The sequence below is a fragment of the Streptomyces sp. NPDC020898 genome, from assembly GCF_044333925.1.
Taxonomy (GTDB): Bacteria; Actinomycetota; Actinomycetes; order Streptomycetales; family Streptomycetaceae; genus Streptomyces.
This window is the reverse complement of sequence record NZ_JBIRRV010000003.1, coordinates 138,457-162,884: the sequence shown is the minus strand read 5'-3', so window position 1 is coordinate 162,884 and position 24,428 is coordinate 138,457. Positions and strand designations below refer to the sequence as shown.

Below are 24,428 nucleotides of genomic sequence, written 5' to 3'. Positions count from 1 at the left end.
TTGGACCCCTGAGGCTTGCCCGCTTCACCCTGCCACGGAAACCAGATCCAGTTGAGGGCGCGCACACAGCGACGCCGGTGCCCCGTCACACGGGTCACCGGCGCCACTTGGTCACCTTCCGGCTCGTCAGCCGTTGGTGCTGTCGCCTCCCAGCGCGCTCTCGTCCACGGCCAGGCTGTCGCTGGCGACCGTGTGGTCGAGGGCGCTGAGCGTGTCGTCCACGCTCAGGTCACCGAGGGCGTCGCCGGCGAGACCGTGGGAGGGGGTGATCGCCGCGACGACGAACCCGGTGGCGAGGGAGGCGATGGCGAGCATGCTGCGCTTCTTCATGCCCGGCTCAACTGCGGAACCGGGGCAGGGGTCACGCCCGGGATCACCCGGATCGGTTCACTTTCGCCACTGCGGTCGCCGGTACGCCGTCCATGCCGAGCCGACGAACCCGCGTCAGACGCCCGCCGTCGTCGCGTCCGCACTGCGCGTCAGCGCCGCCGCGGCCGCGCCGACCAGGCCGGCGTCCGTGCCCATCTGCGCCGGTACGATCTCCAGGCGCTGGACGAACGACAGGGTCGCGTAGGTCTTCAGAGCCGCGCGCAGGGGCGTGAACAGGACGTCTCCGGCCTTGCCCACTCCCCCGCCGATCACGGCGACGTCGATCTCCACGAGGGTCGCGGTGGCGGCGATGCCCGCCGCGAGTGCCTGCGCCGCGCGTTCGAAGGAGGCGACGGCCACCGGATCGCCGCCGCGCGCCGCCTCCGCCACCGCGGCGGCGGAGGTGTCACCGTCGGGCCCGGGCTGCCAGCCGTTGGCCAGGGCGCGGCGCGCGATGTTGGGGCCGCTGGCGATGCGCTCCACACAGCCTCGGGAGCCGCAGGCGCAGGGTTCGCCGTCGAGTTCGACGCTGATGTGACCGATGTGGCCCGCGTTGCCGGTGGGACCGGGGTGGAGCCGCCCGTTGAGGACCAGGCCGCCGCCGACCCCGGTCGAGACGACCATGCACAGCGCGTTGTCGTGGCCGCGGGCGGCGCCCTGCCAGTGTTCGGCGGCCGTGATCGCCACACCGTCGCCGATCAGTTCGACGGGCAGGCCCCCGGTCACGGCCCGGACCCGCTCGACGAGCGGATAACCGCGCCAGCCGGGTACGTTCACCGGGCTCACCGTGCCCGCGGAGGCGTCCACAGGCCCCGCGCTGCCGATGCCGACAGCTGTCGCGCGTCCCCACAGCGGCGACCCGGTCAGCTCGGCGACGACCTCCTCGACGGCCCTCATCACGGTCTCGCCGCCCTCCCGTGCGGGCGTCGGGCGCTGTGCGCGCAGCAGAATCCGGCCGTGGCCGTCCACCAGCGCTCCGGCGATCTTGGTGCCGCCGATGTCGAGCGCGGCCACGAGGTCGGTGTGCATCAGTGTCGGATCTCCCTGTCAACCATGGCGAAAAGGCAGGCCGGTCTGATGGTGGGGGCGCAGGCCGGAATAAGCAGTGGACAGTGTCTCCCGCTTCTGACAACGTTGTCCAGGCCCTATGCTCGACGCCACATCCTCATACACACCCAGGGACGACGCATTCCCCTGGACCACACCATGGTCCAGGGCATCACCGTGGACCGACAATCCCGGCGGATCGCCGTATCCCCATGGACGACAGGACAGGACAGCGCATCGTGGCCGACACCGCCCGCCGCCCGGAGAACCGCTACGGCAACCGTCCGACCATGAAGGACGTGGCCGCACGCGCCGGGGTCGGTCTGAAGACGGTCTCGCGTGTCGTCAACGCCGAACCGGGGGTCACCCCGGAGACCGAGCGCCGCGTCCAGGAGGCCATCGACGCGCTGGGTTTCCGGCGCAACGACAGCGCGCGAGTGCTGCGCAAGGGCAGTACGGCGAGTATCGGCCTCGTCCTGGAGGACCTCGCGGACCCGTTCTACGGCCCCCTGAGCCGGGCGGTCGAGGAGATCGCCCGAGCCCACGGCGCCCTGCTGATCAACGGTTCCAGTGCCGAGGACCCGGACCGCGAGCAGGAGTTGGTGCTGGCGTTGTGCGCGCGGCGCGTGGACGGGCTGGTGATCATCCCGGCCGGTGACGACCACCGGTATCTGGAGCCCGAGCTGAAGGCGGGCGTCGCCACGGTGTTCGTGGACCGGCCGGCCGGGAAGATCGACGCCGATGTCGTCCTGTCGGACAGTTTCGGCGGCGCCCGCGACGGCGTCGCCCACCTGATCTCGCACGGCCACCGCCGGATCGGCTTCATCGGCGACATGCCCCGCATCCACACCTCCGCCGAGCGGCTTCGCGGCTATCGCGCCGCGATGGAGGACGTCGGCATAGCGGTCGAGGACGCGTGGATGTCGCTCGGCGTCACCGACCCGGAGCGGGTCCGCCTCGCGGCCGAGGAGATGCTCGCCGGGCCGTCGCCGGTCACGGCGATCTTCGCGGGCAACAACCGGGTGACGGTGACGGTCGTCCGGGTCCTCAACGAGCAGCGCCGGCCCGTCGCCCTCGTGGGCTTCGACGACTTCGAACTCGCCGACCTGCTCCAGCCGGGCGTCACCGTCGTCGCCCAGGACGCGGCCCAGCTCGGCCGCACGGCCGCCGAACGCCTCTTCCGCCAGCTGGACGGCACGCTGATGACCCCGGAACGCATCGAACTCCCGACCCGCCTGATCACCCGCGGGTCGGGCGAACTCCCGCCGGCGCTCTGAGGCGGGCATGCGCACCCTGGAGTCCCTGGGCCTCGCCGAGGCACCGCGCGATCACCCGCTCACCTACCCGGGCGTGTGGCCGACCGTGTCCGGAATCCTGGACGGCGACCACTTCCTGCCCCTCCCCGTCGCCCCCTCGCTCACCTTCCGCGTGCCGGTCCTCGCCGTCGGCTCGAATGCCAGCCCCGGTCAACTGCGGCACAAGATGGCCGAGTACGGCATCTCCGCGCCGCTCCCGATGACACGGGCCCGGGTCACCGGGATCGAGGTCGGTGTCTCGGCCCATGTCAGCCTGCTGGGGTACGTGTCCGCGTCGCCCTTCGACGCCCCCGGAAACGTACGGGAGTTGTTCGTCACCTGGCTCGACGCGGAGCAGCTCGCCGTCATCGACGCCAGCGAGGGAGTCACGACCCCGACAGGCCCGTACGACCGCGCCTGGCTCCCCTCCTCCGAGGTGAGCGTCAAGTTGCTGGATTCCGGCGAGCGGCTGCCCGGCGTGTACGCCTACGTCAACCGGCGCGGGGTGTTGCACGACGGGTCCGGAACTCCGCGCCGGCATCTGGGAGAACGCCGGCTGCTCACCGAACTCCTCGACGGATCACCGGGGTTGAGGGAACTGTTCGGCGTCACACCCGAGGAGTTCTGTACCCGGGCCCGCTTCGACCGCGACCGGTGCGACCGGGGTACCCGGCTGTTCGCGGCGGAGGGGCTGGTCGTCGCCTCCGGTCTGGAGCCGTACGTACGCGCTCAGCAGACCGGGAGTCCGGGCACCGGGGCGTCGTTGTCGCCGCCCTGTACGTAGACGTCGCTGACGTAGACACCGGCGTTGCCGCTGTCGTCGTCGGTCTTCGCCCACCAGACGTTCGTCCACTCGCCGTAGGTCTCGCGGCGGCCCAGGTTCTGCTGGCAGTAGAAGTAGTTGGTGCCCGCGTGGAGGACACCCACCTCGGTGCCGGAGGCGGTGTACGACTTGGCCTCGGCCCAGACCGTGCAGTTGTACTTGCCGGCTCCTATGGGCTCGCACGCGGGGGCGGGGCTGGAGGGCGCGCCGCCGCTCGTACTGGTCCCGCCGGTCGTGCCCGTTCCGCCGGTCGTGCCGGTCGTTCCGCCGTCACCGGAAGTGCCGCCCGAGGTGCCGCCGGCTGTCGTGCCGCTTCCTGAGGTCTGCGACGGGGCCGAGGGGGCGGTGTCCCCGGCCTCGGTGTTGTCCTTTCCGCCGGGTGCCGTCGGCGGGGTCGGGGACTTGTCGGCGCCCTTGCCGGTGGGCGTGGGGCGGCCGGACAGGCCCAGGTCGGCCCGGCCGGTGCCGGTGGAGGGCGTGACGGCACCGGTGTCCTGCGACACCTCGGGCCGGGCGTTCGCCTCGCTGTCGTCCGCGCTGCTGATCAGGGCGGCGGCTGTTCCGCCACCGACGAGGACAACGGTGACGGCCGCGGCGGCGAGCAACACACGTCCCCTGCGGCGGGGTTGGGCGGAGGCGGGATCCTGGGTGGAGAACGTGGTCGGGGCCGCGCGGTGGCCGGGGTCCTGCGCACCGGGCGCGGACATGGGCCCGGGGCCGAAACCGGGCGTTCCGGATGCCACGGGCTCGGGCGGGCCGAAGCCGGGCGGCACCTGCTGTGCGGGGGCGGGTGCGGGTGCGGGGGCGGGCGACACCTGCTCGGGAGGCCCGAACCCCGGCGACGGCGCCGGGACACTCGGCTCGGCCGGTTCCCCCGCGTGTGCCTCGGGATCCTCGGACACTCCGGTCGCAGGCGCCTCGTACCGTCGCAGGCCCGTCGTGGGCGTGTCCTTCACACCGCTCGGGGGTGACGCCGCCGCCTCCAGCAGGCCGCGCGCGGTCTCTGCGTCCGGGCGTTCCTCCGGTCGCTTGGCCATCAGTTGCCGCAGGACGGGGCCCAGGGCGCCGGCCTGGCGGGGCTCCGGGAGAGGTTCGGCCACGATCGCGGTGAGCGTGGACCAGGTCGACGTACGGCGGAAGGGCGAGGCGCCTTCGACGGCCGCGTACAGCGTGGCGCCCAGGGCCCAGATGTCGGAGGCGGGGCCGGGGTCGCTGCCCTGGGCCCGTTCGGGGGCCAAGTAGTCCAGGGAGCCCACGAGTTCACCGCTGCGGGTCAGATTAGTGGTCGAGCCGTCGCCCGGGTCCTCCATCGTGGCGATGCCGAAGTCCGTCAGGACGACCCGGCCCGAGGCGTCCAGCAGGATGTTGCCGGGCTTCACGTCACGGTGCAGGACGCCGACGCGGTGGGCGGCGGCCAGCGCGTCCATGACCTGGGCGCCGATCCCGGCGGCCTCGCGCGGGTCCAGGGTGCCGCGCTCGCTCAGGACGTCGTCCAGGGAGGGGCCGTCCACCAGTTCCATGACGATCAGCGGGCGGCCGTCGACCTCCGTGACGTCGTGCACGGCGACCACTCCGGGGTGCCGTATCCGGGCCGCCGCGCGGGCCTCGCGCTGCATCCGTAGCCGCAGGGCGGCCAGTTCGGGGGCGGCGGCGTCCGTGAACGTCCGCAGTTCCTTGACCGCGACCTCGCGGCCGAGGACCTCGTCGACGGCACGCCAGACAATGCCCATGCCGCCACGCCCGAGCCGGTCCACGACCCGGTAACGGCCGGCCAGCAGACGACCGGTGCCGTCCGCCGCCGGTTCCTCCGGCCGCTCTTCCGGCTGTCCGGCCGTCTGTCCGTGTTCCGCCGAAGACACCGCTGCCCCGTTCGTGTGACCCACCCGTGCGTCCGTACAGATTACGGGGCGGGTGTGACAGCGGGAGGCCGTGGCCGCTGTTGTGACAGGGGTGCAACCCGGGCGCCGCCGTCAGGTCCGCCGCGTCGGACTCGCGAAGCCCTCCAGGTCGGTCCTGGTCAGGCCGCCGGTCGCGCGGGTGACCTCCGTGACGTCGAGGGCGCCGCAGTCCAGGCCGCGCAGCAGGTAGCCGCTGAGGGCCTTGGCGGTGGCGGGCTCGTCCATGACTTCGCCGCCGGCGCGGTTGGCGTAGCGGGAGAGACGGGCCGCCGCCTGTTCGTAGCCCTCGCGGTAGAAGGCGAAGACGGCCGCGTAGCGGGTCGGGATGTGCCGGGGGTGCATGTCCCAGCCCTGGTAGTAGGCGCGGGACAGGGCGCGGCGGGTGAGGCCGTAGTGCAGCCGCCAGGCCGCGTGGACCTGTTCGGTCGGGCCGACCGGCAGGACGTTGGTGGAGCCGTCCGAGACACGTACGCCGGTGCCCGCCGCCGCGACCTGCATGATCGCCTTGGCGTGGTCGGCGGCCGGGTGGTCGCTGGCCTGGTACGCGGCGGAGACGCCGAGGCAGGCACTGTAGTCGAAGGTGCCGTAGTGCAGTCCGGTGGCGCGCCCCTCCGCGGCCTGGATCATCCGGGCGACCGTGGCCGTGCCGTCGGTGGCGAGGATGGACTGGCTGGTCTCGATCTGGATCTCGAAACCGATCCGGCCGACCGTGAGACCGCGCGCCTTCTCGAACTCCTCCAGGAGCCGGACCATCGCGGTGACCTGCTCGGCGTAGGTCACCTTGGGGAGCGTGAGGACCAGCCCCTCGGGCAGTCCGCCGGCCTCCATCAGGCCCGTCAGGAAGATGTCGAGCGTGCGGATGCCCCGGTCGCGCACCGGCGCCTCCATGCACTTCATCCGGATGCCCATGCACGGGGCCGCCGTGCCGTTCTCGTACGCCTCGGCGATCAGTCGGGCCGCGCGGGCCGCCGCCTCGTCCTCCTCGGCGTCCGGGCGCGGGCCGTAGCCGTCCTCGAAGTCGACGCGCAGGTCTTCGATGGGCTCGCGTTCGAGTTTGGCGCGGACGCGGTCGTGGACGGGTCCGGCGAGGTCGTCGGACAGGCCGAGGACTGCGGCGAACGAGGCGGCGTCCGGGGCGTGTTCATCGAGGGCGGCGAGGGCCTGGTCGCCCCAGGAGCGGATGGTGTCCGCGGCGAACGCGTCCCCGGGGACGTACACGGTGTGGACGGGCTGGCGGGTGCCGGGGTCTCCGGGGTAGCGGCGCTCCAGCTCCGCGTCGACCGGCGCGAGGGAGGCGCTGATCTCCTCGCTGACGGCGCCCGCGAGACTCGTCGCCACGTTCTCCTGCCGGCCCTGCCCCATTCCAAGTCCTCCATTTTCCGCACTACGGAATCAACAATCCGTATAACGAAGCTAGCTGCCGATCTTCAGCTCGGTCAACACCGACTCGACGTGGGATTCCCCATGCGGTCCCCCTGGTCACTGCCGACCCGGCATCTTCTTCCGTATTCAGTCGGCAGAGTAGGCAGAGTAAGCAAGGTCCAAGGTTCATCCTGGCTCCGAGGAAGAGGAGATCGCGTGCCGAAAGAGGTCGGAGTGACGCGTCGCCAAGGGCTCAAGTCCGCGGCGGCCGCCGCCATCGCCGTGCCGCTGCTGACCACGGCGGGCTCGTCGAAACCGGCGTCCGCCGGCGAGCACCCGGGCGCCCTGAACGTCATGACGTTCAACGTGCGCTTCGCGACCGTCGTCGACAAGACCCCGCCCTGGTCCGTGCGCCGCCCGGTGATGCGGCAGTTGCTGCGCCGCACACGGCCCCACATCATCGGCATCCAGGAGGGGCTCTACCAGCAGGTGCGCATGATCGAGAAGGATCTCGGCGAGCACTACGACTGGATCGGCACCGGCCGAGGGGGCGGCAGCAAGGACGAGTTCATGGCGGTCTTCTACGACACCCGCAGACTCGACCCGCTCGAGTTCGATCACTACTGGCTGTCCGACACCCCGTACACGATCGCCTCCAACACCTGGGGCGCGGACTGGCTGCGCATGGTGACCTGGGTGAAATTCGCCGATCTCACCGACGGGGGGCGGGAGTTCTACGTCCTCAACACCCATCTGGACAACGTCAGCCAGTACGCCCGGGAGCGCTCCGCGGAGCTCATCGGCAAGACGATCGCCGGGTGGGACCCGTCGACGCCGGTCATCGTCACCGGCGACTTCAATGCCGCCGCCCACGACAACCGGGTGTACGACCTGATGCTGGACATCGGGCTCGTGGACAGTTGGGACGCGGCGGCCTCCCGGAGCCCGGCGTACGGGACGGCCCCCGCCTACCGAGCGCCCAGACCCGACGGCCGGCGCATCGACTGGATCCTGACCTCGCCCGGGGTGACCACGCACTGGGCGGCGATGGACACGTTCTCCGTCGACGGGGTGTACCCGAGCGACCATCTGCCGGTGCAGGCCTCGCTGACCCTGGGATGAGCAAGGCCCCCGTGACCGGTCGTGCGGTCACGGGGGCCTCGGACGGCTCAGGAGGCTCAGCCCTTGCGGGCGTTGATCTCCTCGGTGAGCTGCGGGACGACGTCGAAGAGGTCGCCGACGACGCCGTAGTCGACGAGGTCGAAGATCGGGGCCTCGGCGTCCTTGTTGACGGCGACAATCGTCTTCGAGGTCTGCATACCGGCGCGGTGCTGGATCGCGCCGGAGATGCCGTTGGCGATGTACAGCTGCGGCGACACCGACTTGCCGGTCTGGCCGACCTGGTTGGTGTGCGGGTACCAGCCGGCGTCCACGGCGGCGCGGGAGGCGCCGACGGCCGCGCCGAGGGAGTCGGCGAGCGCCTCGATGATCGGGAAGTTCTCCGCGCCGTTGACGCCACGGCCGCCGGAGACGACGATCGCGGCCTCGGTCAGCTCCGGGCGGCCGGTCGACTCACGCGGGGTGCGCGCGGTGACCTTGGTGCCGGTGGCCTGGGCGGAGAAGGTGACGGCGAGCGCCTCGACCGCGCCGGCGGCCGGGGCGGCCTCCACGGCGGCCGAGTTCGGCTTGACCGTGATGACCGGGGTGCCCTTGGCGATGCGGGACTTGGTGGAGAACGAGGCCGCGAACGCGGACTGCGTGGCCACCGGGCCCTCGTCGCCGGCCTCCAGGTCGACGGCGTCGGTGATGATGCCGGAGCCGATGCGCAGCGCGAGACGGGCGGCGATCTCCTTGCCCTCGGCGGAGGACGGGACCAGGACGGCGGCCGGGGACACGGAGTCGTAGGCGGCCTGGAGGGCGTCGACCTTCGGGACGACCAGGTAGTCGACGTACTCCGACGCATCGTGCGTGAGGACCTTGACGGCGCCGTGCTCGGCGAGCACGGCGGCGGTGTCCGCGGCGCCGGCGCCCAGCGCGACGGCGACGGGCTCGCCGATGCGACGGGCCAGGGTCAGCAGCTCCAGGGTGGGCTTGCGGACGGCACCGTCCACGTGATCGACGTAGACGAGAACTTCAGCCATGGGACTTCTACTCTCCTGCTTGCGGAAGATGAGGGGGCGGTCAACGAGAACAGGCTCAACGAGCCTCGAACGGGGCCTAGATGAACTTCTGGCCCGCGAGGAACTCGGCGAGCTGCTTGCCGCCCTCGCCCTCGTCCTTGACGATCGTGCCCGCGGTGCGGGCCGGGCGCTCGGTGGCGGAGTCGACCACGGTGTACGCGCCCTCCAGACCGACCTCCTCGGCCTCCAGACCGAGGTCGGACAGGTCCCAGGCCGCCACCGGCTTCTTCTTGGCGGCCATGATGCCCTTGAAGGACGGGTAACGCGCCTCGCCCGACTGGTCGGTGACCGAGACGACCGCAGGCAGGGAGGCCTCCAGCTGCTCGGACGCGGAGTCGCCGTCACGGCGGCCCTTGACGACACCGTCCTCGACGGAGACCTCGGAGAGCAGGGTGACCTGCGGAACGCCCAGCCGCTCGGCGAGCAGCGCCGGTACGACACCCATGGTGCCGTCGGTGGAGGCCATGCCGGAGATGACCAGGTCGTAGCCGGCCTTCTCGATCGCCTTCGCGAGCACCAGGGAGGTGCCGATGGCGTCGGTGCCGTGCAGGTCGTCGTCCTCGACGTGGATCGCCTTGTCGGCGCCCATCGAAAGGGCCTTGCGCAGTGCGTCCTTGGCGTCCTCGGGGCCGACGGTCAGGACCGTGATCTCCGCGTCGTCGGCCTCGTCGGCGATCTGCAGCGCCTGCTCGACCGCGTACTCGTCGAGCTCCGAGAGCAGACCGTCCACGTCGTCACGGTCGACGGTCAGGTCATCGGCGAAGTGCCGGTCGCCAGTGGCGTCGGGCACGTACTTCACAGTGACAACGATCCTCAAGCTCACGCCGGCTCTCCTACTGCATCGTCTGTTCCGGGCTGCCTTCCTGAAGGCAGCATAGGCACCTCAAGGCGGCCGATCCCGGTCGGGGCGGCCCGCGCCCCGAACGAAATATTACTCGCCAGTACACCCGCTCCGCACCCACTGAGCAAGCGCTTTGGTGTGTGACCTTCGCAACGCAGCGTAACCGGAACTCGGCGGTCATGCAGTGTTGCCGACATCACCTTGCACCGACCGGTCAGTCCCTCAAACCGTTGAAGCGGCCCTGGTGGTAGAGCAGCGGCCGTCCGGGACCCGCGGGATCGCCGAGGACGACCTCGGCCAGCACGATCCGGTGGTCCCCGGCCGGCACCCGCGCGACGACCCGGCACACCAGCCAGGCCAGCACCCCGTCGAGGAGGGGCACTCCTTCCGGGCCCTCGCGCCAGACAGTGGGCGCACCGAACCGGTCGGCGCCGCTGCGGGCGAAGGTCGCCGCCAGCTCGCGCTGGTGCTCGCCGAGTATGTGGACGCCGACATAAGTGGTCCCGGATATCGCGGGCCAGCTGGAGGCGCCGGTGCTGATGCCGAAGGAGACGAGTGGGGGTTCGGCGGAGACGGAGGTCAGGGAGGTGGCGGTGAATCCGACGGGGCCGGAGCCCCCCTGCGCGGTGATCACTGCGACGCCGGCCGCGTGCTGCCGGAAGACGGAGCGCAGGAGGTCGGGAGAGGCGATGGCGATGGACTGAGGGGCACCGAGGCCGGGCGTGGCCGTCATGGAGTTGTCCTTCTGCGGGAGGCGATGAGCGGACGGGCGGCTGCTCAACGGCCCGGACAGCACGCGCTCGCGGTGCGCAGAAGGTCCACGTGGACCCGTGCGTGGAGAAGGAGTTCCGGAGGCATAGGGTCAGGCTGACGATAGATGGCGGGCGCAGTCAAGTGGCTTCCGGCATCTGGGAGATGCGTCACCGAACACACCATCAGCGGTGGTATCGGATACCCGGCACGCCTCAAACCGCCTCCCCCAGTGCGGCGATCACATCCGCCTTGCGCGGCTGCCCGGTCGCCCGCCGCACGATCCGTCCATCGGCGTCCAGCACCAGCACGGTGGGCGTCTTGAGGATGTCGAGGTCGCGTACGAGGTCCAGGTGTTCCTCGGCGTCGATCTCGACGTGAGTGACGCCGGGGACGATGCCGGCCACCTCGTCGAGGACGCGGCGGGTGGCCCGGCAGGGTGCGCAGAAGGCACTGGAGAACTGGACGAGCGTCGCCCGCTCTCCGAGGCTCTCCCCCAACTCGGCCGCGCCGAGCCGCTTTCCGTCGTCACGCCCGCGCACGCGCACTCTCCCGCTCCGCCGCCGATGCAGCACCCCGAAGGCGCTCGCCGCCGCGAGCACCGCCACGCACACCACGATTCCGGTCATCCCCGGCTCCAGCGTTCATCAGACTGCAAAGATTCCCGCCTGCTCGAATCGTTTCTGCTGCGGAATGATCGGTTCATGGACATCGATGCAAGAGGGCCCCGTTTCGGGGCCGCCGTGACGACCGCCGTCCTGGCGGTCGTGCTGGTCACCGGGAGCACGTGGCTGCTGGCCTGGCAGACGCTGGCGTTCGCACTGGGCGCGGCGGGCGGGGTGGGGCGCTCCCCGTACGGCTGGCTGTTCCGCACGGTGGTCCGGCCCCGGCTCGGCCCGCCGACGGAGTTCGAGGCGCCTCAGCCGCCGCGGTTCGCGCAGGCGGTCGGGCTCGTCTTCGCGGGCGTGGGACTCGCCGGGTTCGCGCTGGGTGTGGAGTGGCTGGGCCTCGCGGCTACCGGGGCGGCACTGGCGGCGGCGTTTTTGAACGCCGCGTTCGGGTACTGCCTGGGGTGCGAGATGTACCTGGTCGTACGACGGGTGACGGTTCGCGCGGAGTAAAGGGGGGTTAAAAGCACGAGGTGGATCAAGGGACCACGTGACAAGAATCTCGCTGTACACCGGCACGAGGGCTGGTCACTCGTCCGTTCTTGGGGCACGATCTGCGCAATGCTGTAAAACCTACGGCTGCGTAAGTTTCCCGCCGGGAACCCCCTTCCCAGGCAGAACAGAAGAAGGGTCCACCCCGTCCATGGCTGAGTTTGTCTACCGTCCCGCCATCGGTCTCGCCCAGACGTTGTTCAAGGCCTGGGACCTGAAGATCGACTTGAAGGGGTCGGAGAACATTCCGCGCTCGGGTGGTGCGGTGCTGGTGAGCAACCACATCAGCTACCTGGACTTCATCTTCGACGGTCTGGCCGCTCTCCCGCAGAAGCGGCTGGTGCGCTTCATGGCGAAGGACGCGGTGTTCCGGCACAAGGTGTCCGGTCCGCTGATGCGCAACATGAAGCACATCCCGGTGGACCGCAAGAACGGCGAGACGGCTTACGCGCACGCCCTGGACTCCCTGCGTTCCGGCGAGATCGTCGGCGTCTTCCCCGAGGCCACGATCTCGCAGTCGTTCACGCTGAAGAGCTTCAAGTCGGGCGCCGCCCGCATGGCCCAGGAGGCGGGCGTCCCGCTGATCCCGATGGCCGTGTGGGGCACGCAGCGCCTGTGGACCAAGGGGCACCCGCGCAACTTCAAGCGCAGCCACACCCCGATCACGATCCGGGTCGGCGAGGCCATCGAGGCGTCCCGCGACAAGTACGCGGGCGCGATCACCCGCCAGGTGCGCGAGCGCGTCAACGAGCTCCTGGAAGCCGCCCAGCGCGCCTACCCCGTACGCCCCAAGGGCCCGGACGACACCTGGTGGATGCCGGCCCACCTCGGCGGCACGGCCCCGACGCCGGAACAGGTCCGCGAGGCCGAGGCCCGGTAGGCCCTTCGGAGGCGCGCGGTTAGGTAGTTCGTTTGCTGCGGGGCGGTGGGGGCTTGTCGCGCCCACGCGGCGGAGCCGCAGATCGATACAGCCTCGCGCCCCTGTGGGGGCGCAGCCCCCACACCCCCAAGCTTCACTCGTCCCGGACCGTGATCCGTGCGCCGGGGCTGAACTTCTCCAGCAGTTCGGCGAGTTCCGCGCCCGCCGCCTCCGCCTCGGTTGTCGGTAGCGGGGGCAGGCACTCCAGGAGGAAGATCGCGGACGTCGTCTGTTCGGTGAGCCTGGTGCGGGGGCCCTGGCGCCAGTTCCAGCGGCGGCACGTCACGCCGGCCTCGTCCCGCCACAGCACCTCGCCCGCGTCGGGGTGTTCGACGGTCTCCTCGCCCCCGGCCACGGTCACGAAGTCCTCGGTACCGGTGGCGCGTACGAGCCGCATGCCGCCCTGGATGTGGTCGAGGTCCTCGCCGCCGACCGGGATCAGATGGGCCACGCTGATCGCGTTGTAGAGGTCGACCAGGACGTTGATCCGGGGCAGGCCGGCGTCCGACAGTGCCCGCTTGGCCAGTGCCTCGGCCGAGTTGCGGGTGCGCGACGGCTTGGAGCCGAACGCCGTGTACGTGTCCCGCCAGGCGGCCATGTGCGGGTCCTCGTGCGGAGCCTTGCCGTCCAAGCGTACGGCGAGCCGGCGGGCCGCCTCGTCCAGGAGCGCCGAACTGGCGTCGGTGCTGGGCCCGTTGACCAGGCCGTGGGCCTCGATCGCCACGTGGGTGAAGCCGGGCGCGAGCGCGCGGACCTCGTTGGACACGGTCAGGGTGAGTGTCATCGTCTTGCCTCAGAGTGCGGTGGGGAGCGTCTTCCACAGGTACGGCCGGTCGGGCGCGGCTTTCAGTGCGCCCAGCACAGCCGGATGAGGTTCAGCGTACAGGACCGGATAGTCCACCTCATTGGACTTTTCGTCGGGGACCCATGCCAGCCGCTCCCCGTCGAGGGAGAACCGCGCGTCCACGCCCGGCTTGTTGCCCCGGGGATCCTGGCGGTGCCAGGCGCCGTTGAACCGCACGGCGACCAGACCGTGCACGACATGGCCGTCCCCGTCGTCCTGCGCGAGCCGCTGATAGCACAGCGCCGTGGGGATGTCCTCCGCTCGCAGCAGCGCGGCCAGCGCGTGGGCCTTGGCGTAGCAGATGCCGGTGCGCTGCTCCAGGACGACGGAGGCACGCCAGGTGACCCGCGGGTCACCGCTGTCGGCGGAGTGCGGGATGGTGTCGCGCACGAACTCGTACGCGGCCTGCGCATAGGCATACGAGTCCGCGGCCCGCCTGGCGAGACGCGCCACAGTCTCCCGTACCACGGGGTGGTGGTGGTCTATGACCTCGTCGGCGGCCAAATAGGCGGACAGGTCGGGGGTGTTCTGGATCAGCTCCATGCCGCCAGAGCATAGGAAAGGGATCACCCGACAGTCAATGACTTTTCAGGTGAACGCATATCTATGCATGGATGCGGACTACCGCGCCATCTCTTCCTTGAGGGCGGCCACGAACGCGTCCACGTCGTCCTCGGTGGTGTCGAAGGCGCACATCCAGCGGACGTCGCCCGCCTTCTCGTCCCAGAAGTAGAAGCGGAAGCGCTTCTGGAGGCGCTCGCTCACGTCGTGCGGCAGGCGGGCGAAGACCGCGTTCGCCTGGACCGGGTGGAGGATCTCCACACCGTGCACCGCACGCACGCCCTCCGCGAGCCGCTGGGCCATCGCGTTGGAGTGGCGGGCGTTGCGCAGCCACAGGTCCTTGGCGAGGAGCGCCTCCAACTGCACCGAGACGAAGCGCATCTTGGAGGCGAGCTGCATGGACAGCTTGCGCAGATGCTTCATATGGCTGACCGCGTCCTGGTTGATGACGACGACCGCCTCACCGAAGATCGCGCCGTTCTTCGTCCCGCCCAGGGAGAGGATGTCGACGCCGGCCGCGTTGGTGAACGTCCGCATCGGGACGTCGAGCGAGGCCGCCGCGTTGGCTATGCGGGAGCCGTCCAGGTGGACCTTCATGCCGTGCGCGTGGGCGTGGTCGCAGATCGCGCGGATCTCGTCCGGGGTGTAGAGGGTCCCCAGTTCCGTGCTCTGGGTGAGGGAGACGACCTGCGGCATCGCCCGGTGCTCGTCGTCCCAGCCGTACGCCTGCCGGTCGATCAGGTCGGGGGTCAGCTTGCCGTCCGGGGTGGGCACCGTGAGCAGCTTGAGGCCGCCCATGCGCTCGGGGGCGCCGCCCTCGTCGACGTTGATGTGCGCGCTCTCCGCGCAGATCACCGCGCCCCAGCGGTCGGTGACCGCCTGGAGCGCGACGACGTTGGCGCCGGTGCCGTTGAAGACGGGGAACGCCTCCGCCGTGGCGCCGAAGTGGCTGCGGACGATCCGCTGGAGGTTCTCCGTGTACGCGTCCTCGCCGTACGCGACCTGGTGCCCGCCGTTGGCCAGGGCCAGGGCGGCGAGCACCTCGGGGTGGGCCCCCGCGTAGTTGTCACTGGCGAAACCGCGGGTCTCCGGGTCGTGATGACGGCGTGCGTCGGTCTTCGGAGGGTTCACGGCTTCTCGGTCAGCCACAGACGTTTCCCGTTCACTTCGGCGGCGGGCCGCTCCCAGACGCCGGTGATGGCCTCGGCCAGCTCCGTGACATCGGTGAAGCCCGCGAACTTCGCGTTGGGGCGCTCGGCGCGCATCGCGTCGTGCACCAACGCCTTCACGACCAGGATCGCAGCCGCCGACGTCGGCCCGTCCGCACCCTCCGACTTCCCGGCCTTGCGGAAGTAGTCGGCCATGGCCAGCGTCCACGCCTCGGCGGCGGCCTTGGCGGCGGAGTACGCGGCGTTGCCCGCCGTGGGGTTGCTCGCGCCGGCGGCGCTGATCAGGACATACCGGCCGCGTTCGCTGCGCTGGAGCGCCTCGTGGAAGGCGAGGGAGGTGTGCTGGACGGTGCGGATGAGCAGCAGTTCCAGCAGGTCCCAGTCGTCCAGGACGGTCTTGGTGAACGTCTCGCTGCCGCGCCAGCCGCCGACCAGGTGGACCAGGCCGTCGACGCGCCCGAAGTCCTTCTCGATGCGGGTGGCCCAGTCACGGGTCGACTGAAGGTCCAGCAGGTCGACGGTGTCACCGACGACGGTGGCGCCGCCGTGCGCGTAGCTCGCCGCGTCGACGGCCTCGGCCAGCCGCTCCGGATCGTTGTCCGAGCCGACGACGGTCGCGCCCGCCTCGGCGAGCCTGAGCAGCGCCGCCCGGCCGGCCGGTCCGCCGGCGCCCGCGACCGCGATCACCGCACCGCTGAGAGCCCCGTTCCCCATGTTCATCGCCTCCTGAGCAGTGTTTTCGGTGGCGCGGTCGCTCATGCGGCGACCCGCTCGGCGCTCTCCGCGGTGATCCCCTTGGTGGAGGCGATCACGTTCTTCAGCTTCTTGGAGAGGGCCTCATAGAACATGCTCAGCGGAAACTCGTCCGGAAGCACGTCGTCGACGAGTTTGCGGGGTGGCTGGCTCAGGTCCAGGGCGTCGGAGCCCTTGGCCCAGCGGGAGCCCGGGTGCGGGGCGAGATAGGCGGAGACCAGCTCGTACGCCTTGAACCAGTGGACGAGTTTGGGGCGGTCGATGCCCTCGCGGTAGAGGGTCTCGATCTCGGCGCAGAGCTGGTTGGTGACCTGCGGGGCGCGCTGCCAGTCGATGTGCAGCTTGTTGTCGGTCCAGCGGACGACGTCGTGCTGGTGCAGGTAGGCGAAGAGGAGCTGGCCGCCGAGGCCGTCGTAGTTGCGGACGCGCTCGCCGGTGACCGGGAAGCGGAACATCCGGTCGAACAGCACGGCGAACTGCACGTCACGGGCCTGCGGGACGCCTTCCGCCTCCAGCTTCACGGCCTCCCTGAAGGCGGTGAGGTCGCAGCGCAGCTCCTCCAGGCCGTACATCCAGAACGGCTGGCGCTGCTTGATCATGAACGGGTCGAAGGGCAGGTCGCCGTGGCTGTGGGTGCGGTCGTGGACCATGTCCCACAGGACGAAGGCCTCCTCGCAACGCTTCTGGTCGTGGACCATCGCGGCGACGTCCTCGGGCAGTTGGAGACCGAGGATGTCGACGGCCGCATCGGTGACGCGGCGGAAGCGGGCGGCCTCGCGGTCGCAGAAGATGCCACCCCAGGTGAACCGTTCCGGCGCCTCGCGCACGGCGATGGTCTCCGGGAAGAGGACGGCGGAGTTGGTGTCGTACCCGGCCGTGAAGTCCTCGAAGGTGATGCCGCAGAACAGCGGGTTGTCGTAGCGGGTGCGCTCCAGTTCGGCCAGCCAGTCGGGCCAGACCATGCGCAGGACGACCGCTTCGAGGTTGCGGTCGGGGTTGCCGTTCTGCGTGTACATCGGGAAGACCACCAGGTGCTGGAGGCCGTCCGCGCGGCTCGCGGCGGGCTGGAAGGCCAGCAGCGAGTCGAGGAAGTCGGGCACCCTGAAGCCGCTGTCGGACCAGCGCCGCAGGTCCTTGGCGAGGGCCTGGTGGTAGGCGGTGTCGTGCGGGAGCAGCGGGGAGAGTTCGGCCACGGCGTCCACGACCCGCCGTACCGCGAGATCGACGTCCGCGGGGTCCGGGGCGTCCTCCCGGTCGAAGTCGATCGCCCCGTCCTTGGCCTGCCATGGCCGGATCTGCTCCACGGCATCCTTGAGCACGGGCCATGCCGGGTGCTCCACCACCCTGCCGAGCGGAGAAACCCGCTCCTCAGCAATCGCCTGCACAAGAATTTCCGTCATGTCCCATCCTCCACGGGAGAACCTCGCGTAAGGACACCGTATGTGTCCGCGATTCCCGACCGCAAGGCCGGACAGGAGAGATTATCCTGTGACACCCCATGGTCACCGTATTTTTTCCTGCCGGAAACCATGAGCACGGTCACTTCCGCTACCCGGCAGTGCCTAGTTCACACCCCTTCCGAATTCACCGCATCCGGCCGTCCGTTCCGGCGCGTCTGTACGGGTTCAATGCTGGGCCGGGCCGTTAGGCTGCGGCAGCCGAGCCGCCGTCGACGGAAGCGAGTTGACCTTGAACTTCCTGACCATCGGGCACCGCGGAATCATGGGCGTGGAGCCCGAGAACACGCTGCGTTCGTTCGTGGCCGCCGAGCAGGCGGGCCTCGACATGATCGAACTCGATCTGCATCTCAGCAAGGACGGCGCCCTCGTCGTCATGCACGACAGCGACGTGGGCCGCACGACCGACGGCACCGGCGCCATCGCCGAGAAGACCCTGGCCGAACTGCGCGCCCTCGACGCGGGCCGTGACGAACGCGTGCCGGTCTTCGAGGAGGTCCTGGACGCCGTCGGCGCACCGCTCCAGGCCGAGATCAAGAACACGGCGGCGGCGCGGGCACTGGCCGAGGTGATGCAGCAGCGGGACCTGACCGGGCGGGTCGAGGTGTCCTCCTTCCACGAGGAGGCGATCGCCGAGATCGCCCACCTGGTGCCCGGGGTACGCACGGCGCTCATCGCCAGCCGGTACGGCACCGACGTCGTGGACCGCGCCACCCGCTCCGGCGCCTCGACCGTCTGCCTCAACATCCGCCGCCTCACCCTGGAGATCGTCGAGCGGGCGAGAAAGGCGGACCTGCGGATCATCGGCTGGGTGGTGAACACCCAGGACCAGCTGCGCCTCGTACGGGCCCTGGAGCTGGACGGCGCGACCACCGACTACCCGCAGATCAAACGCACGGGCCGGTTCACGGCGTAGGGCCTGCCCGGCGGATCACGCCGGTGATCAGTCCAGTTCCTTGACCAGCAGCTCGAACTGGAGATCGTCCCGCTGCGGGATGCCGAAGCGCTCGTCGCCGTACGGGAAGGGGCTCATCTCTCCCGTACGGCGGTAGCCGCGCCGCTCGTACCAGGCGATCAGGTCGTCGCGTACGGAGATCACGGTCATGTGCATCGCCCGCGCGCCCCAGGTCTCGCGCGCCGACCGTTCCGCCTCCGCGATGATCACCTTGCCGAGGCCGGCGCCCTGCATGGCCGGGCTGACCGCGAACATCCCGAAGTAGGCGTGGTCGCCGCGGTGTTCGAGCTGGCAGCAGGCGACCACTTGGCCGTCCTGTTCGACGACCAGCAGCCGGCTGTCGGCCGACTTGATGACGTCGAGCACGCCCTGCGGATCGCTCCGCTGCCCTTCGAGGATGTCCGCCTCAGTGGTCCAGCCGGTCCGGCTGCTGTCCCCCCGGTACGCCGACTCGATCAGCGCGACCAGGGTGTCGATGTCGGCCTCGGTGGCGTCACGGAAGGTCGGTCCGGTGGTGGCGGGGTCCATGGCGGCGGTTCTCCGGTTTCTCGGTCTCTGCTGCGGCACCCACGAGGGTAACGCCGGTCCCACCAAGCGCTCCGCGGGATATGCGGTTCGTCTGCCGCGGGCCGGTGGGGCCTTGGCCGTGCTCGTGGGGTGCGCCGCCGGACGGCCGCGGCCAGGGCCTGTCCGGCGGATCATTCCGCAGACGCGAGGTCTGGCACGCCGATCTGCGGCGTTGTCGTCGGTTGCCGACTCCCCCACGCTCGGCTGCGCTCGCGCGGGGGGACCCCCATCGCGTCGACGCCCTCCTCCGCCTTGCAGCTCAACGCACCAGACCCCGCTCACCTGCGCTGATGAGGCGCCGTTGACACCCTGCGGCCCGATCCGCCGGACAGGCCCTGGCGTGCTGCGTGGAGAACAGTGGACCGCACACGCCCTGAGGAAGGCCGTGACGCCATGAAGTTCGACAAGCCCGTGACCGGCGGACCCTGCTGGGCCGAGTTGGGCACCACCGATCTGGAGGCGACCGCTTCTACACCGGCCTCTTCGGCTGGCGGCCGGAGACGGACGCGAGCGAGGAGATGGGCGGTTGCACGACGGCCCGCCTCGGGGACGCGCCGGTCGCCGCGTTCGTGCCGCTGGGCGAGGAGAAGCAGCCCGTCGCCTGGGTACGTGACGTTCGCCGTCGCCGACCTGGACGCGGCGCTGGCGAAACTGAGGGCGGCGGGCGGCTCGGTGGTGAGGGAACCCGGGGACGTGCCGGGCATGGGACGGTTCGCGTCCGCCGCCGATCCCGACGGCGCGCCCTTCCATCTCTGGCAGGACCGGGGGTTCGCGGGTGCGGGTCTGCTCAACGCCCCGGGGACGCTCGGCTGGGTGGAGCTGGCGATGCGCGACACCGAGCGGGCTCGGACGTTCTCCACCGCGGTCTTCGGCTGGTCCGTCACCTCGTCCCCGCAGTACACGCACTTCGGCGTCGAAGGCGCCGAGTTCGGCGGGATGCTCGCGATGAACGACATGTACCCGCCCGAGGTGCCGCCGCACTGGCTGCCGTACTTCGCCGTCGAGGACGTGGACGCCTCCGCGGACGCGGCGGCCGGGGCGGGGGCCGCCATCGCCATGGAGCCGACGACTGTGCCGAACGGCCCGCGCATCGCGGTGCTGCGGGATCCGCAGGGTGCGGTGTTCGGTGTTCACCGGGAGCGCGAGAAGGGCTGACCCGGGTCGACTCCCCACAGGATGACGCCCGGCATCGGCTCAGACCCGCAGCGCGCCCAGCCGGCCTTCCAGTCGGCCGAGCAACTCGCCCAGCAGTCCCCCGAGTTCCTGTTGCCCGGTCGGGTTGAGCCCGGACAACACGGCTCTCTCGTACGCGAGTTGCTCGGGCAGCACCCCGTCGACGAGGTCGCGTCCGGCGTCGGTGAGGCGGACGTGGGCGACCCGCCGGTCCCGGGTGTCGCCACGCCGCTCGACCAGGCCCCGTTCGGTCAGCTGCTTGAGCCGCTTGGTGACGGCGGCCCCGGAGGAGAAGGTCTCGCGGACGAGCTCGCTCGGGGTCAGCTCGTGGCCGGTGCGCCGGAGCGCGCCGAGCAGATCGAACTCGGGACGGGTGAGCCCGACCCGGCGCAGCGGAGCGTCCTCGGCCTGCTGGAGGAGGGCGGCGCAGCGGTTGATACGGCCGATGATCTCGATGGGGCCGGTGTCGAGGCCGGGATGAACGGCCTGCCACTGCCGTACCACTCCGGCCACGGTGTCCCGCGCCCCGGTGACCGTCTTCTCGGCCGGCGCCCCTCCCCCGGGGGCCGTCCCCCCGTTCGCTGCCGTCATGGCCGTACGTCCTCCGTCGTCCTGTCCGTGCCCGCGCCGGCCGGGGGCCGCGGCCCCCGCCGTCGTACCGTCGCGGCGAGCGTACGGTGTCCGAACCGTTCGGCGAGCACCAGCCGCTCCCGGGGGCGGGTGCGCCGCCGCCTCTCGCCGACCGCCGGATCGGCGGTGCCGCGCAGGTCGGCGAGGCCGCGGTGGGCGGAGTCCCGGTGCCGCGGGTAACAGGATGTACGTCCGTCTGAGCGCGTTCGGGGCGGCTGGTCGCGCTCAGAGCTCCCGTTTCGGGGTCAGCCAGTGCCTCGCCCGGAGGACATGCCCTCTCACCTGCGGTGCTCCGGCCTACGCTCCCCCGCGTACACCCTTGCGCTCGTATGCGCACCGCCCGGCGCGGGCATCCCTTCAGCGGAGGTCTCGGGGGCGAGGGGGAGGTGCGTGTGCACGGTCCGGCTTCGCCCGGGTGGCTGCTGGTAGCGCTGTGCGCGGCGACCGGGATGTACTGCCTGCTGCGGATGCGCAGCACCGTCGAGGAACAGCGCCGGGCGGCGGGCGGCGAGGCGCTGATGGGCTTCGGCATGGCCGCGATGGCCGTGCCCGCCGTCGTACTCACTCCGCCGCGCTGGGCCTGGCTGGTCTACGCGGCCGTGTTCGGCACGGCCGCCCTGCGCGCCCTGTGGGACGCCCGGACCGAGCCGCATCATCTGCACCATCTGATGGGCGCGTTCGCCATGGCCTACATGGCGGGCGCGATGGCCACCGCCCCCGGTCACCACCACGGTTCCGGCGGCTCCGGAGTCCCGCTGCTCACCACGGCGTTGCTTCTCTACTTCGCCGGGTACGTGCTGCTGTCCGGTGTCCGGTTGCTCTCCGTACCGGTCCTGGCCGTCGGCGGCGGGAGGGGTGGGAGTGGGACGGAGTCGGGGGCGCTCGGCTGGGGGGACCGGCCCGAACTGGCGCGCGCCTGCCGTCTGTCCATGGGCATCGCGATGGTCGCCATGCTGCTCACGCTCTGACCGGACGCGTCCGACCGTATGCCGACTGTACGAATCCGTGGTCTGCGTCACTTTGCCGCGACGGACCGTAGGTCTGAGCGGCGCCCCGCTCATAGGCTGCACCCATGATGGTCCCCGCAGCACTGTTGCTGCTCGGCGCGCTGACCGCCGTCGTCGCTCCGCGGCTGCTCGCCCGCGCCGACTGGCCGGACCGCGAACCGGTGGTCGCGCTGTGGGTGTGGCAGTGCGTGGTGGCGGCCGTACTCATGTGCTGCGCGCTGTCGATGACGTTGAGCGCGGCGGCCGCCTGGCAGGCCGTGCGCGGTCATGTGTTCGCCCCGGCTCCGCACGCGGTCGTGGAGGCGTACGCCCTCGGGGCCTCCCCCACGTGGGCCGCGACGACGGCCGTGGCACTGGCGTGCGGCGCCGTGTGGACCGCGGCGATGCTGGTCCGTGAGGTCGTGCGGGCGCGCCGCCGGGGCAGGCTGCGGCAGGCCGAACTCCTCGTCCGCGCCCCGCTGTTGCCCGGCGAGAAGCCGGAGCCCGACCGGCTCGTGGTCCTGGAGGGCGAGCGATCGGACGCCTGGTGGCTGTCCGGCACCGCACCCGGGCTCGTCGTCACCACGGGCGCGCTGCGCCGCCTCAAGGGGCGGCAGCTGGACGCCGTGCTCGCGCACGAGCAGGGGCACGCGCGGGCCCGCCACGACTGGCTGCTGCACTGTTCGGGGGCGCTGGCCAACGGGTTTCCGCAGGTGCCGGTCTTCGCCTCGTTCCGGGCCGAGATGCACCGGCTGGTGGAACTCGCCGCCGACGACATGGCCTCGCGCCGCTTCGGCCGCCTGACGACCGCTCTCGCACTCGTCGAACTCAACGAGGACCGGGGCGTGTTCGGGCCGTCCCCGGCCCCGCAGGCACATGTCCCGCAGCGGGTACGCAGGCTCCTCACCGCACCGGACCGGCTGACGGCGGCCCGCCGGCTGCGGCTGACGGCCGCCGCGTCCCTGGTACCGGTGGTCCCGGTGCTGGTGGCGTTCGTACCGGGGCTGCGGGCACTCGGATAACCGGCCGGCCACCCCGCACTCCGGCGCCGGAATTGGCCTCCTGCCCCACCGGTCGGCGAGGATCGCACCATGCGCCCCCCGCACGCCGACTCCCCGCCCCTGCGCCGCCCGGCCCCGCCCAGCGCCCTGCGCACCACGGCAGCCCTGGTCATCGCATCCGTGCTGCTCCTCGCGCTCGTCGCGGCCGACTGGCATCCGCTGATCACCCTCGACGGCGACATCGCCCGCGCCACCCACCGCTGGGCGGTCGACGAACCCGGGCTCACGCACGCGTTCCGCATCCTGACGGACTGGGTGTGGGACCCTGTGACGATGCGCCTGCTGTGCGCGGTCGTGACGGTGTGGCTGGTGTGGCGGCACTCCGCGTGGTGGCTCGCGCTGTGGCTGGTGGCGACCTGTGCGCTGGGCACGGCTCTCCAGCAGACCCTCAAGGCCGCGGTCGGCCGCGCCCGCCCCGTGTGGCCCGACCCCGTCGACTCGGCCCACTACGCGGCCTTCCCCTCGGGCCACGCCATGACCGCCACGGTGGTGTGCGGCCTCCTGCTGTGGCTGCTGCGCCGGTACGGCGCCGGACCCGTCGTGTGGCGCATCGCGGTCACCGTGTCGGTGGTCTCGGTCGTGGGTGTCGGCCTGACCCGGATCTGGCTCGGCGTCCACTGGCCGACGGACGTGGTCGCCGGATGGCTGTTGGGGGCGCTCATGGTGGCGCTGGCAGTGATGTCGTACGAGCGGTTCGGACGAGGACCCGAGCCGCGCCGGCCTGCCACCGCGCCCCGGTAGGGTCCAGCGCATGGCTGCCGTGCTGTTCGACTTCTCCGGGACCCTCTTCCGTACCGAGTCCACCGACTCCTGGCTGCGCGCGGTGCTCGCCGGGTCCGGTCTCGTCCTGCCCGAACCGGAGTTGGCGGCGACGGCCCTGGCCCTGGAGGCGGCGGGAGCGCTGCCGGGCGGCGCCTTTCCGCAGCGGTTGCCCGAGGAGTTGGCCGCCGTGTGGGAGATCCGCGATCAGAGCGCCGAGCTGCACCGGGCCGCGTACACCGGGCTCGCCCGTCAAGTACCGCTCCCCGACCCGGCGTTGTACGAGGCGCTGTACGACCGGCACATGGACCCGGCCGCGTGGGCCCCGTACCCCGACGCCGTCGAGGTGCTGCGCGGGCTGCGGGAGCGCGGGATCTCCGTCGGCGTGGTCAGCAACATCGGCTGGGACCTGCGTCCGATCTTCCGCGCACACGGGGTGGACCCCTACGTCGACGCGTACGTCCTGTCGTACGAGCACGGCATCCAGAAGCCCGACCCACGCCTGTTCAAGGTCGCCTGCGACGATCTCGCCGTGGCCCCGCAGGAGGTGCTCATGGTCGGCGACGACCGGCGCGCGGACGGTGGCGCGGCGGCTCTGGGCTGCGCGGTGCACTTCGTGGACCATCTGCCGGTGGCGGAACGGCCGGACGGGCTGCGGCCGGTGCTGGACCTGGCCGGCCGGGAAAAGGGCACGCCGGTCTGAGGTGATCCCCCGCGTCACCCCAGACAGGCGGCTCCCGGACCTGCCCACAGGGACTGATCCGGCTGCGTTGACTATAGTTGACTGACAAAAAGTCAACACAGGGGTACAGCATGTCCCCGCACGGCGCCTCGGTCAATGCCGGGGCGCCTCCGGCGACTCGTTGCCG

At 71.2% G+C, this 24,428-nt stretch carries 26 protein-coding genes; 11 read left to right on the top strand and 15 right to left on the bottom strand.

All coding sequences use genetic code 11. The features are described 5' to 3' along the window. Window positions 1-126 precede the first annotated feature (126 nt). Together ACH4TV_RS11815 and ACH4TV_RS11810 are read right to left on the bottom strand one after the other, a co-directional pair. Window positions 127-330: a hypothetical protein gene (locus ACH4TV_RS11815; protein WP_398396854.1), complete on the bottom strand. Its 204-nt coding sequence runs from the start codon at window positions 328-330 to the stop codon at window positions 127-129. 114 nt (window positions 331-444) lie between these two features. Beyond that, entirely contained in the window at window positions 445-1,398 is a 954-nt protein-coding gene (locus tag ACH4TV_RS11810; RefSeq protein WP_398396852.1) for an ROK family protein, read from the bottom strand. A 230-nt stretch (window positions 1,399-1,628) separates the two neighbouring features. Here ACH4TV_RS11810 and ACH4TV_RS11805 point away from each other — a divergent pair, with 230 nt between their 5' ends. Together ACH4TV_RS11805 and ACH4TV_RS11800 are read left to right on the top strand one after the other, a co-directional pair. After that, window positions 1,629-2,693, top strand: coding sequence for a LacI family DNA-binding transcriptional regulator (locus ACH4TV_RS11805; protein ID WP_398396850.1), 1,065 nt, complete (start codon window positions 1,629-1,631; stop codon window positions 2,691-2,693). 7 nt (window positions 2,694-2,700) lie between these two features. Beyond that, window positions 2,701-3,495 (top strand): hypothetical protein, encoded by a 795-nt coding sequence (locus ACH4TV_RS11800; protein WP_398396848.1) that lies wholly within the window; start codon window positions 2,701-2,703, stop codon window positions 3,493-3,495. Here ACH4TV_RS11800 and ACH4TV_RS11795 read toward each other — a convergent pair. Together ACH4TV_RS11795 and ACH4TV_RS11790 are read right to left on the bottom strand one after the other, a co-directional pair. Continuing rightward, window positions 3,441-5,393 (bottom strand): protein kinase, encoded by a 1,953-nt coding sequence (locus ACH4TV_RS11795; protein WP_398397757.1) that lies wholly within the window; start codon window positions 5,391-5,393, stop codon window positions 3,441-3,443. The genes ACH4TV_RS11800 and ACH4TV_RS11795 overlap by 55 nt on opposite strands. 111 nt (window positions 5,394-5,504) lie before the next feature. Then, window positions 5,505-6,794 carry a DUF6986 family protein gene (locus tag ACH4TV_RS11790; RefSeq protein WP_398396846.1) on the bottom strand — a complete coding sequence of 430 codons (1,290 nt, stop codon included), beginning with the start codon at window positions 6,792-6,794 and terminating at the stop codon, window positions 5,505-5,507. A gap of 216 nt (window positions 6,795-7,010) precedes the next feature. On the opposite strand from ACH4TV_RS11790, the gene ACH4TV_RS11785 reads away from it, so the two are divergent. After that, a complete protein-coding gene (locus tag ACH4TV_RS11785; protein ID WP_398396844.1) occupies window positions 7,011-7,916 on the top strand; it encodes an endonuclease/exonuclease/phosphatase family protein in 906 nt (301 codons plus the stop codon). A 56-nt stretch (window positions 7,917-7,972) separates the two neighbouring features. Here ACH4TV_RS11785 and ACH4TV_RS11780 read toward each other — a convergent pair whose 3' ends face one another. The 4 genes from ACH4TV_RS11780 to ACH4TV_RS11765 form a co-directional block, all read right to left on the bottom strand. After that, window positions 7,973-8,935 (bottom strand): electron transfer flavoprotein subunit alpha/FixB family protein, encoded by a 963-nt coding sequence (locus ACH4TV_RS11780; RefSeq protein WP_398396842.1) that lies wholly within the window; start codon window positions 8,933-8,935, stop codon window positions 7,973-7,975. A 76-nt stretch (window positions 8,936-9,011) separates the two neighbouring features. After that, window positions 9,012-9,797 (bottom strand): electron transfer flavoprotein subunit beta/FixA family protein, encoded by a 786-nt coding sequence (locus ACH4TV_RS11775; protein WP_398396840.1) that lies wholly within the window; start codon window positions 9,795-9,797, stop codon window positions 9,012-9,014. Window positions 9,798-10,029: 232 nt separating this feature from the next. After that, the gene (locus ACH4TV_RS11770) at window positions 10,030-10,548 is read right to left on the bottom strand and encodes a flavin reductase family protein (RefSeq protein WP_398396838.1); all 519 of its coding nucleotides are present in this window, start codon (window positions 10,546-10,548) and stop codon (window positions 10,030-10,032) included. Between the two features lie 232 nt (window positions 10,549-10,780). Next, window positions 10,781-11,194, bottom strand: a complete 414-nt coding sequence (locus ACH4TV_RS11765; RefSeq protein WP_398396836.1) for a TlpA family protein disulfide reductase — start codon at window positions 11,192-11,194, stop codon at window positions 10,781-10,783. A gap of 75 nt (window positions 11,195-11,269) precedes the next feature. On the opposite strand from ACH4TV_RS11765, the gene ACH4TV_RS11760 reads away from it, so the two are divergent. Both ACH4TV_RS11760 and ACH4TV_RS11755 read left to right on the top strand, forming a co-directional pair. Next, window positions 11,270-11,686 carry a DUF4395 domain-containing protein gene (locus ACH4TV_RS11760; protein ID WP_398396834.1) on the top strand — a complete coding sequence of 139 codons (417 nt, stop codon included), beginning with the start codon at window positions 11,270-11,272 and terminating at the stop codon, window positions 11,684-11,686. 190 nt (window positions 11,687-11,876) lie between these two features. Next, a complete protein-coding gene (locus ACH4TV_RS11755) occupies window positions 11,877-12,605 on the top strand; it encodes a lysophospholipid acyltransferase family protein (RefSeq protein ID WP_398396832.1) in 729 nt (242 codons plus the stop codon). A gap of 133 nt (window positions 12,606-12,738) precedes the next feature. Here the strand turns inward: ACH4TV_RS11755 and ACH4TV_RS11750 are convergent, their stop codons facing one another. From ACH4TV_RS11750 to ACH4TV_RS11730, 5 genes are all read right to left on the bottom strand, one after another. Next, window positions 12,739-13,428, bottom strand: coding sequence for a B3/4 domain-containing protein (locus ACH4TV_RS11750; RefSeq protein ID WP_398396830.1), 690 nt, complete (start codon window positions 13,426-13,428; stop codon window positions 12,739-12,741). 9 nt (window positions 13,429-13,437) lie between these two features. Beyond that, complete coding sequence (locus tag ACH4TV_RS11745) at window positions 13,438-14,031, bottom strand: transglutaminase domain-containing protein (RefSeq protein WP_398396828.1); 594 nt, start codon at window positions 14,029-14,031, stop codon at window positions 13,438-13,440. A 78-nt stretch (window positions 14,032-14,109) separates the two neighbouring features. After that, window positions 14,110-15,180, bottom strand: coding sequence for a threonine aldolase family protein (locus tag ACH4TV_RS11740; protein WP_398396826.1), 1,071 nt, complete (start codon window positions 15,178-15,180; stop codon window positions 14,110-14,112). Continuing rightward, the gene (locus tag ACH4TV_RS11735) at window positions 15,177-15,932 is read right to left on the bottom strand and encodes an SDR family NAD(P)-dependent oxidoreductase (protein ID WP_398396824.1); all 756 of its coding nucleotides are present in this window, start codon (window positions 15,930-15,932) and stop codon (window positions 15,177-15,179) included. Before ACH4TV_RS11735 ends, ACH4TV_RS11740 begins: the two co-directional genes overlap by 4 nt. Before the next feature lie 41 nt (window positions 15,933-15,973). Then, window positions 15,974-17,371 (bottom strand): DUF6421 family protein, encoded by a 1,398-nt coding sequence (locus tag ACH4TV_RS11730; protein WP_398396822.1) that lies wholly within the window; start codon window positions 17,369-17,371, stop codon window positions 15,974-15,976. 289 nt (window positions 17,372-17,660) lie between these two features. Between ACH4TV_RS11730 and ACH4TV_RS11725 the strand changes: the two genes are divergently transcribed. Continuing rightward, window positions 17,661-18,344, top strand: a complete 684-nt coding sequence (locus ACH4TV_RS11725) for a glycerophosphodiester phosphodiesterase (RefSeq protein WP_398397755.1) — start codon at window positions 17,661-17,663, stop codon at window positions 18,342-18,344. A 27-nt stretch (window positions 18,345-18,371) separates the two neighbouring features. Here ACH4TV_RS11725 and ACH4TV_RS11720 read toward each other — a convergent pair whose 3' ends face one another. Beyond that, window positions 18,372-18,911 (bottom strand): GNAT family N-acetyltransferase, encoded by a 540-nt coding sequence (locus ACH4TV_RS11720; protein ID WP_398396820.1) that lies wholly within the window; start codon window positions 18,909-18,911, stop codon window positions 18,372-18,374. 432 nt (window positions 18,912-19,343) lie between these two features. On the opposite strand from ACH4TV_RS11720, the gene ACH4TV_RS11715 reads away from it, so the two are divergent. After that, on the top strand, window positions 19,344-20,105 hold the full coding sequence (locus ACH4TV_RS11715) for a VOC family protein (RefSeq protein ID WP_398396818.1): 762 nt from the start codon (window positions 19,344-19,346) through the stop codon (window positions 20,103-20,105). Window positions 20,106-20,144: 39 nt separating this feature from the next. On the opposite strand, the gene ACH4TV_RS11710 is transcribed toward ACH4TV_RS11715, so the two are convergent. Further along, window positions 20,145-20,714: a MarR family winged helix-turn-helix transcriptional regulator gene (locus tag ACH4TV_RS11710; protein WP_398396816.1), complete on the bottom strand. Its 570-nt coding sequence runs from the start codon at window positions 20,712-20,714 to the stop codon at window positions 20,145-20,147. Between the two features lie 431 nt (window positions 20,715-21,145). On the opposite strand from ACH4TV_RS11710, the gene ACH4TV_RS11705 reads away from it, so the two are divergent. The 4 genes from ACH4TV_RS11705 to ACH4TV_RS11690 all read left to right on the top strand — a co-directional run bounded on the left by ACH4TV_RS11705 (window position 21,146) and on the right by ACH4TV_RS11690 (window position 24,262). Continuing rightward, window positions 21,146-21,721 (top strand): DUF5134 domain-containing protein, encoded by a 576-nt coding sequence (locus ACH4TV_RS11705; protein WP_398396814.1) that lies wholly within the window; start codon window positions 21,146-21,148, stop codon window positions 21,719-21,721. 104 nt (window positions 21,722-21,825) lie between these two features. Further along, window positions 21,826-22,761 carry a M56 family metallopeptidase gene (locus ACH4TV_RS11700; protein ID WP_398396812.1) on the top strand — a complete coding sequence of 312 codons (936 nt, stop codon included), beginning with the start codon at window positions 21,826-21,828 and terminating at the stop codon, window positions 22,759-22,761. 69 nt (window positions 22,762-22,830) lie between these two features. After that, complete coding sequence (locus tag ACH4TV_RS11695; protein ID WP_398396810.1) at window positions 22,831-23,541, top strand: phosphatase PAP2 family protein; 711 nt, start codon at window positions 22,831-22,833, stop codon at window positions 23,539-23,541. A 10-nt stretch (window positions 23,542-23,551) separates the two neighbouring features. Then, window positions 23,552-24,262, top strand: coding sequence for an HAD family hydrolase (locus ACH4TV_RS11690; RefSeq protein WP_398396808.1), 711 nt, complete (start codon window positions 23,552-23,554; stop codon window positions 24,260-24,262). The last annotated feature ends 166 nt before the right edge of the window (window positions 24,263-24,428 follow it).

What these genes read in the sequence shown, in the direction of transcription:
- ACH4TV_RS11815 (WP_398396854.1), bottom strand. Translation starts at nt 330, where the DNA reads ATGAAGAAGCGCAGCATGCTCGCCATCGCCTCCCTCGCCACCGGGTTC.
- ACH4TV_RS11810 (WP_398396852.1), bottom strand. Translation starts at nt 1,398, where the DNA reads ATGCACACCGACCTCGTGGCCGCGCTCGACATCGGCGGCACCAAGATC.
- ACH4TV_RS11805 (WP_398396850.1), top strand. Translation starts at nt 1,629, where the DNA reads ATGGACGACAGGACAGGACAGCGCATCGTGGCCGACACCGCCCGCCGC.
- ACH4TV_RS11800 (WP_398396848.1), top strand. Translation starts at nt 2,701, where the DNA reads ATGCGCACCCTGGAGTCCCTGGGCCTCGCCGAGGCACCGCGCGATCAC.
- ACH4TV_RS11790 (WP_398396846.1), bottom strand. Translation starts at nt 6,794, where the DNA reads ATGGGGCAGGGCCGGCAGGAGAACGTGGCGACGAGTCTCGCGGGCGCC.
- ACH4TV_RS11780 (WP_398396842.1), bottom strand. Translation starts at nt 8,935, where the DNA reads ATGGCTGAAGTTCTCGTCTACGTCGATCACGTGGACGGTGCCGTCCGC.
- ACH4TV_RS11770 (WP_398396838.1), bottom strand. Translation starts at nt 10,548, where the DNA reads ATGACGGCCACGCCCGGCCTCGGTGCCCCTCAGTCCATCGCCATCGCC.
- ACH4TV_RS11765 (WP_398396836.1), bottom strand. Translation starts at nt 11,194, where the DNA reads ATGACCGGAATCGTGGTGTGCGTGGCGGTGCTCGCGGCGGCGAGCGCC.
- ACH4TV_RS11760 (WP_398396834.1), top strand. Translation starts at nt 11,270, where the DNA reads ATGGACATCGATGCAAGAGGGCCCCGTTTCGGGGCCGCCGTGACGACC.
- ACH4TV_RS11755 (WP_398396832.1), top strand. Translation starts at nt 11,877, where the DNA reads ATGGCTGAGTTTGTCTACCGTCCCGCCATCGGTCTCGCCCAGACGTTG.
- ACH4TV_RS11750 (WP_398396830.1), bottom strand. Translation starts at nt 13,428, where the DNA reads ATGACACTCACCCTGACCGTGTCCAACGAGGTCCGCGCGCTCGCGCCC.
- ACH4TV_RS11745 (WP_398396828.1), bottom strand. Translation starts at nt 14,031, where the DNA reads ATGGAGCTGATCCAGAACACCCCCGACCTGTCCGCCTATTTGGCCGCC.
- ACH4TV_RS11735 (WP_398396824.1), bottom strand. Translation starts at nt 15,932, where the DNA reads ATGGGGAACGGGGCTCTCAGCGGTGCGGTGATCGCGGTCGCGGGCGCC.
- ACH4TV_RS11730 (WP_398396822.1), bottom strand. Translation starts at nt 17,371, where the DNA reads ATGACGGAAATTCTTGTGCAGGCGATTGCTGAGGAGCGGGTTTCTCCG.
- ACH4TV_RS11720 (WP_398396820.1), bottom strand. Translation starts at nt 18,911, where the DNA reads ATGGACCCCGCCACCACCGGACCGACCTTCCGTGACGCCACCGAGGCC.
- ACH4TV_RS11715 (WP_398396818.1), top strand. Translation starts at nt 19,344, where the DNA reads ATGAAGTTCGACAAGCCCGTGACCGGCGGACCCTGCTGGGCCGAGTTG.
- ACH4TV_RS11710 (WP_398396816.1), bottom strand. Translation starts at nt 20,714, where the DNA reads ATGACGGCAGCGAACGGGGGGACGGCCCCCGGGGGAGGGGCGCCGGCC.
- ACH4TV_RS11700 (WP_398396812.1), top strand. Translation starts at nt 21,826, where the DNA reads ATGATGGTCCCCGCAGCACTGTTGCTGCTCGGCGCGCTGACCGCCGTC.
- ACH4TV_RS11695 (WP_398396810.1), top strand. Translation starts at nt 22,831, where the DNA reads ATGCGCCCCCCGCACGCCGACTCCCCGCCCCTGCGCCGCCCGGCCCCG.
- ACH4TV_RS11690 (WP_398396808.1), top strand. Translation starts at nt 23,552, where the DNA reads ATGGCTGCCGTGCTGTTCGACTTCTCCGGGACCCTCTTCCGTACCGAG.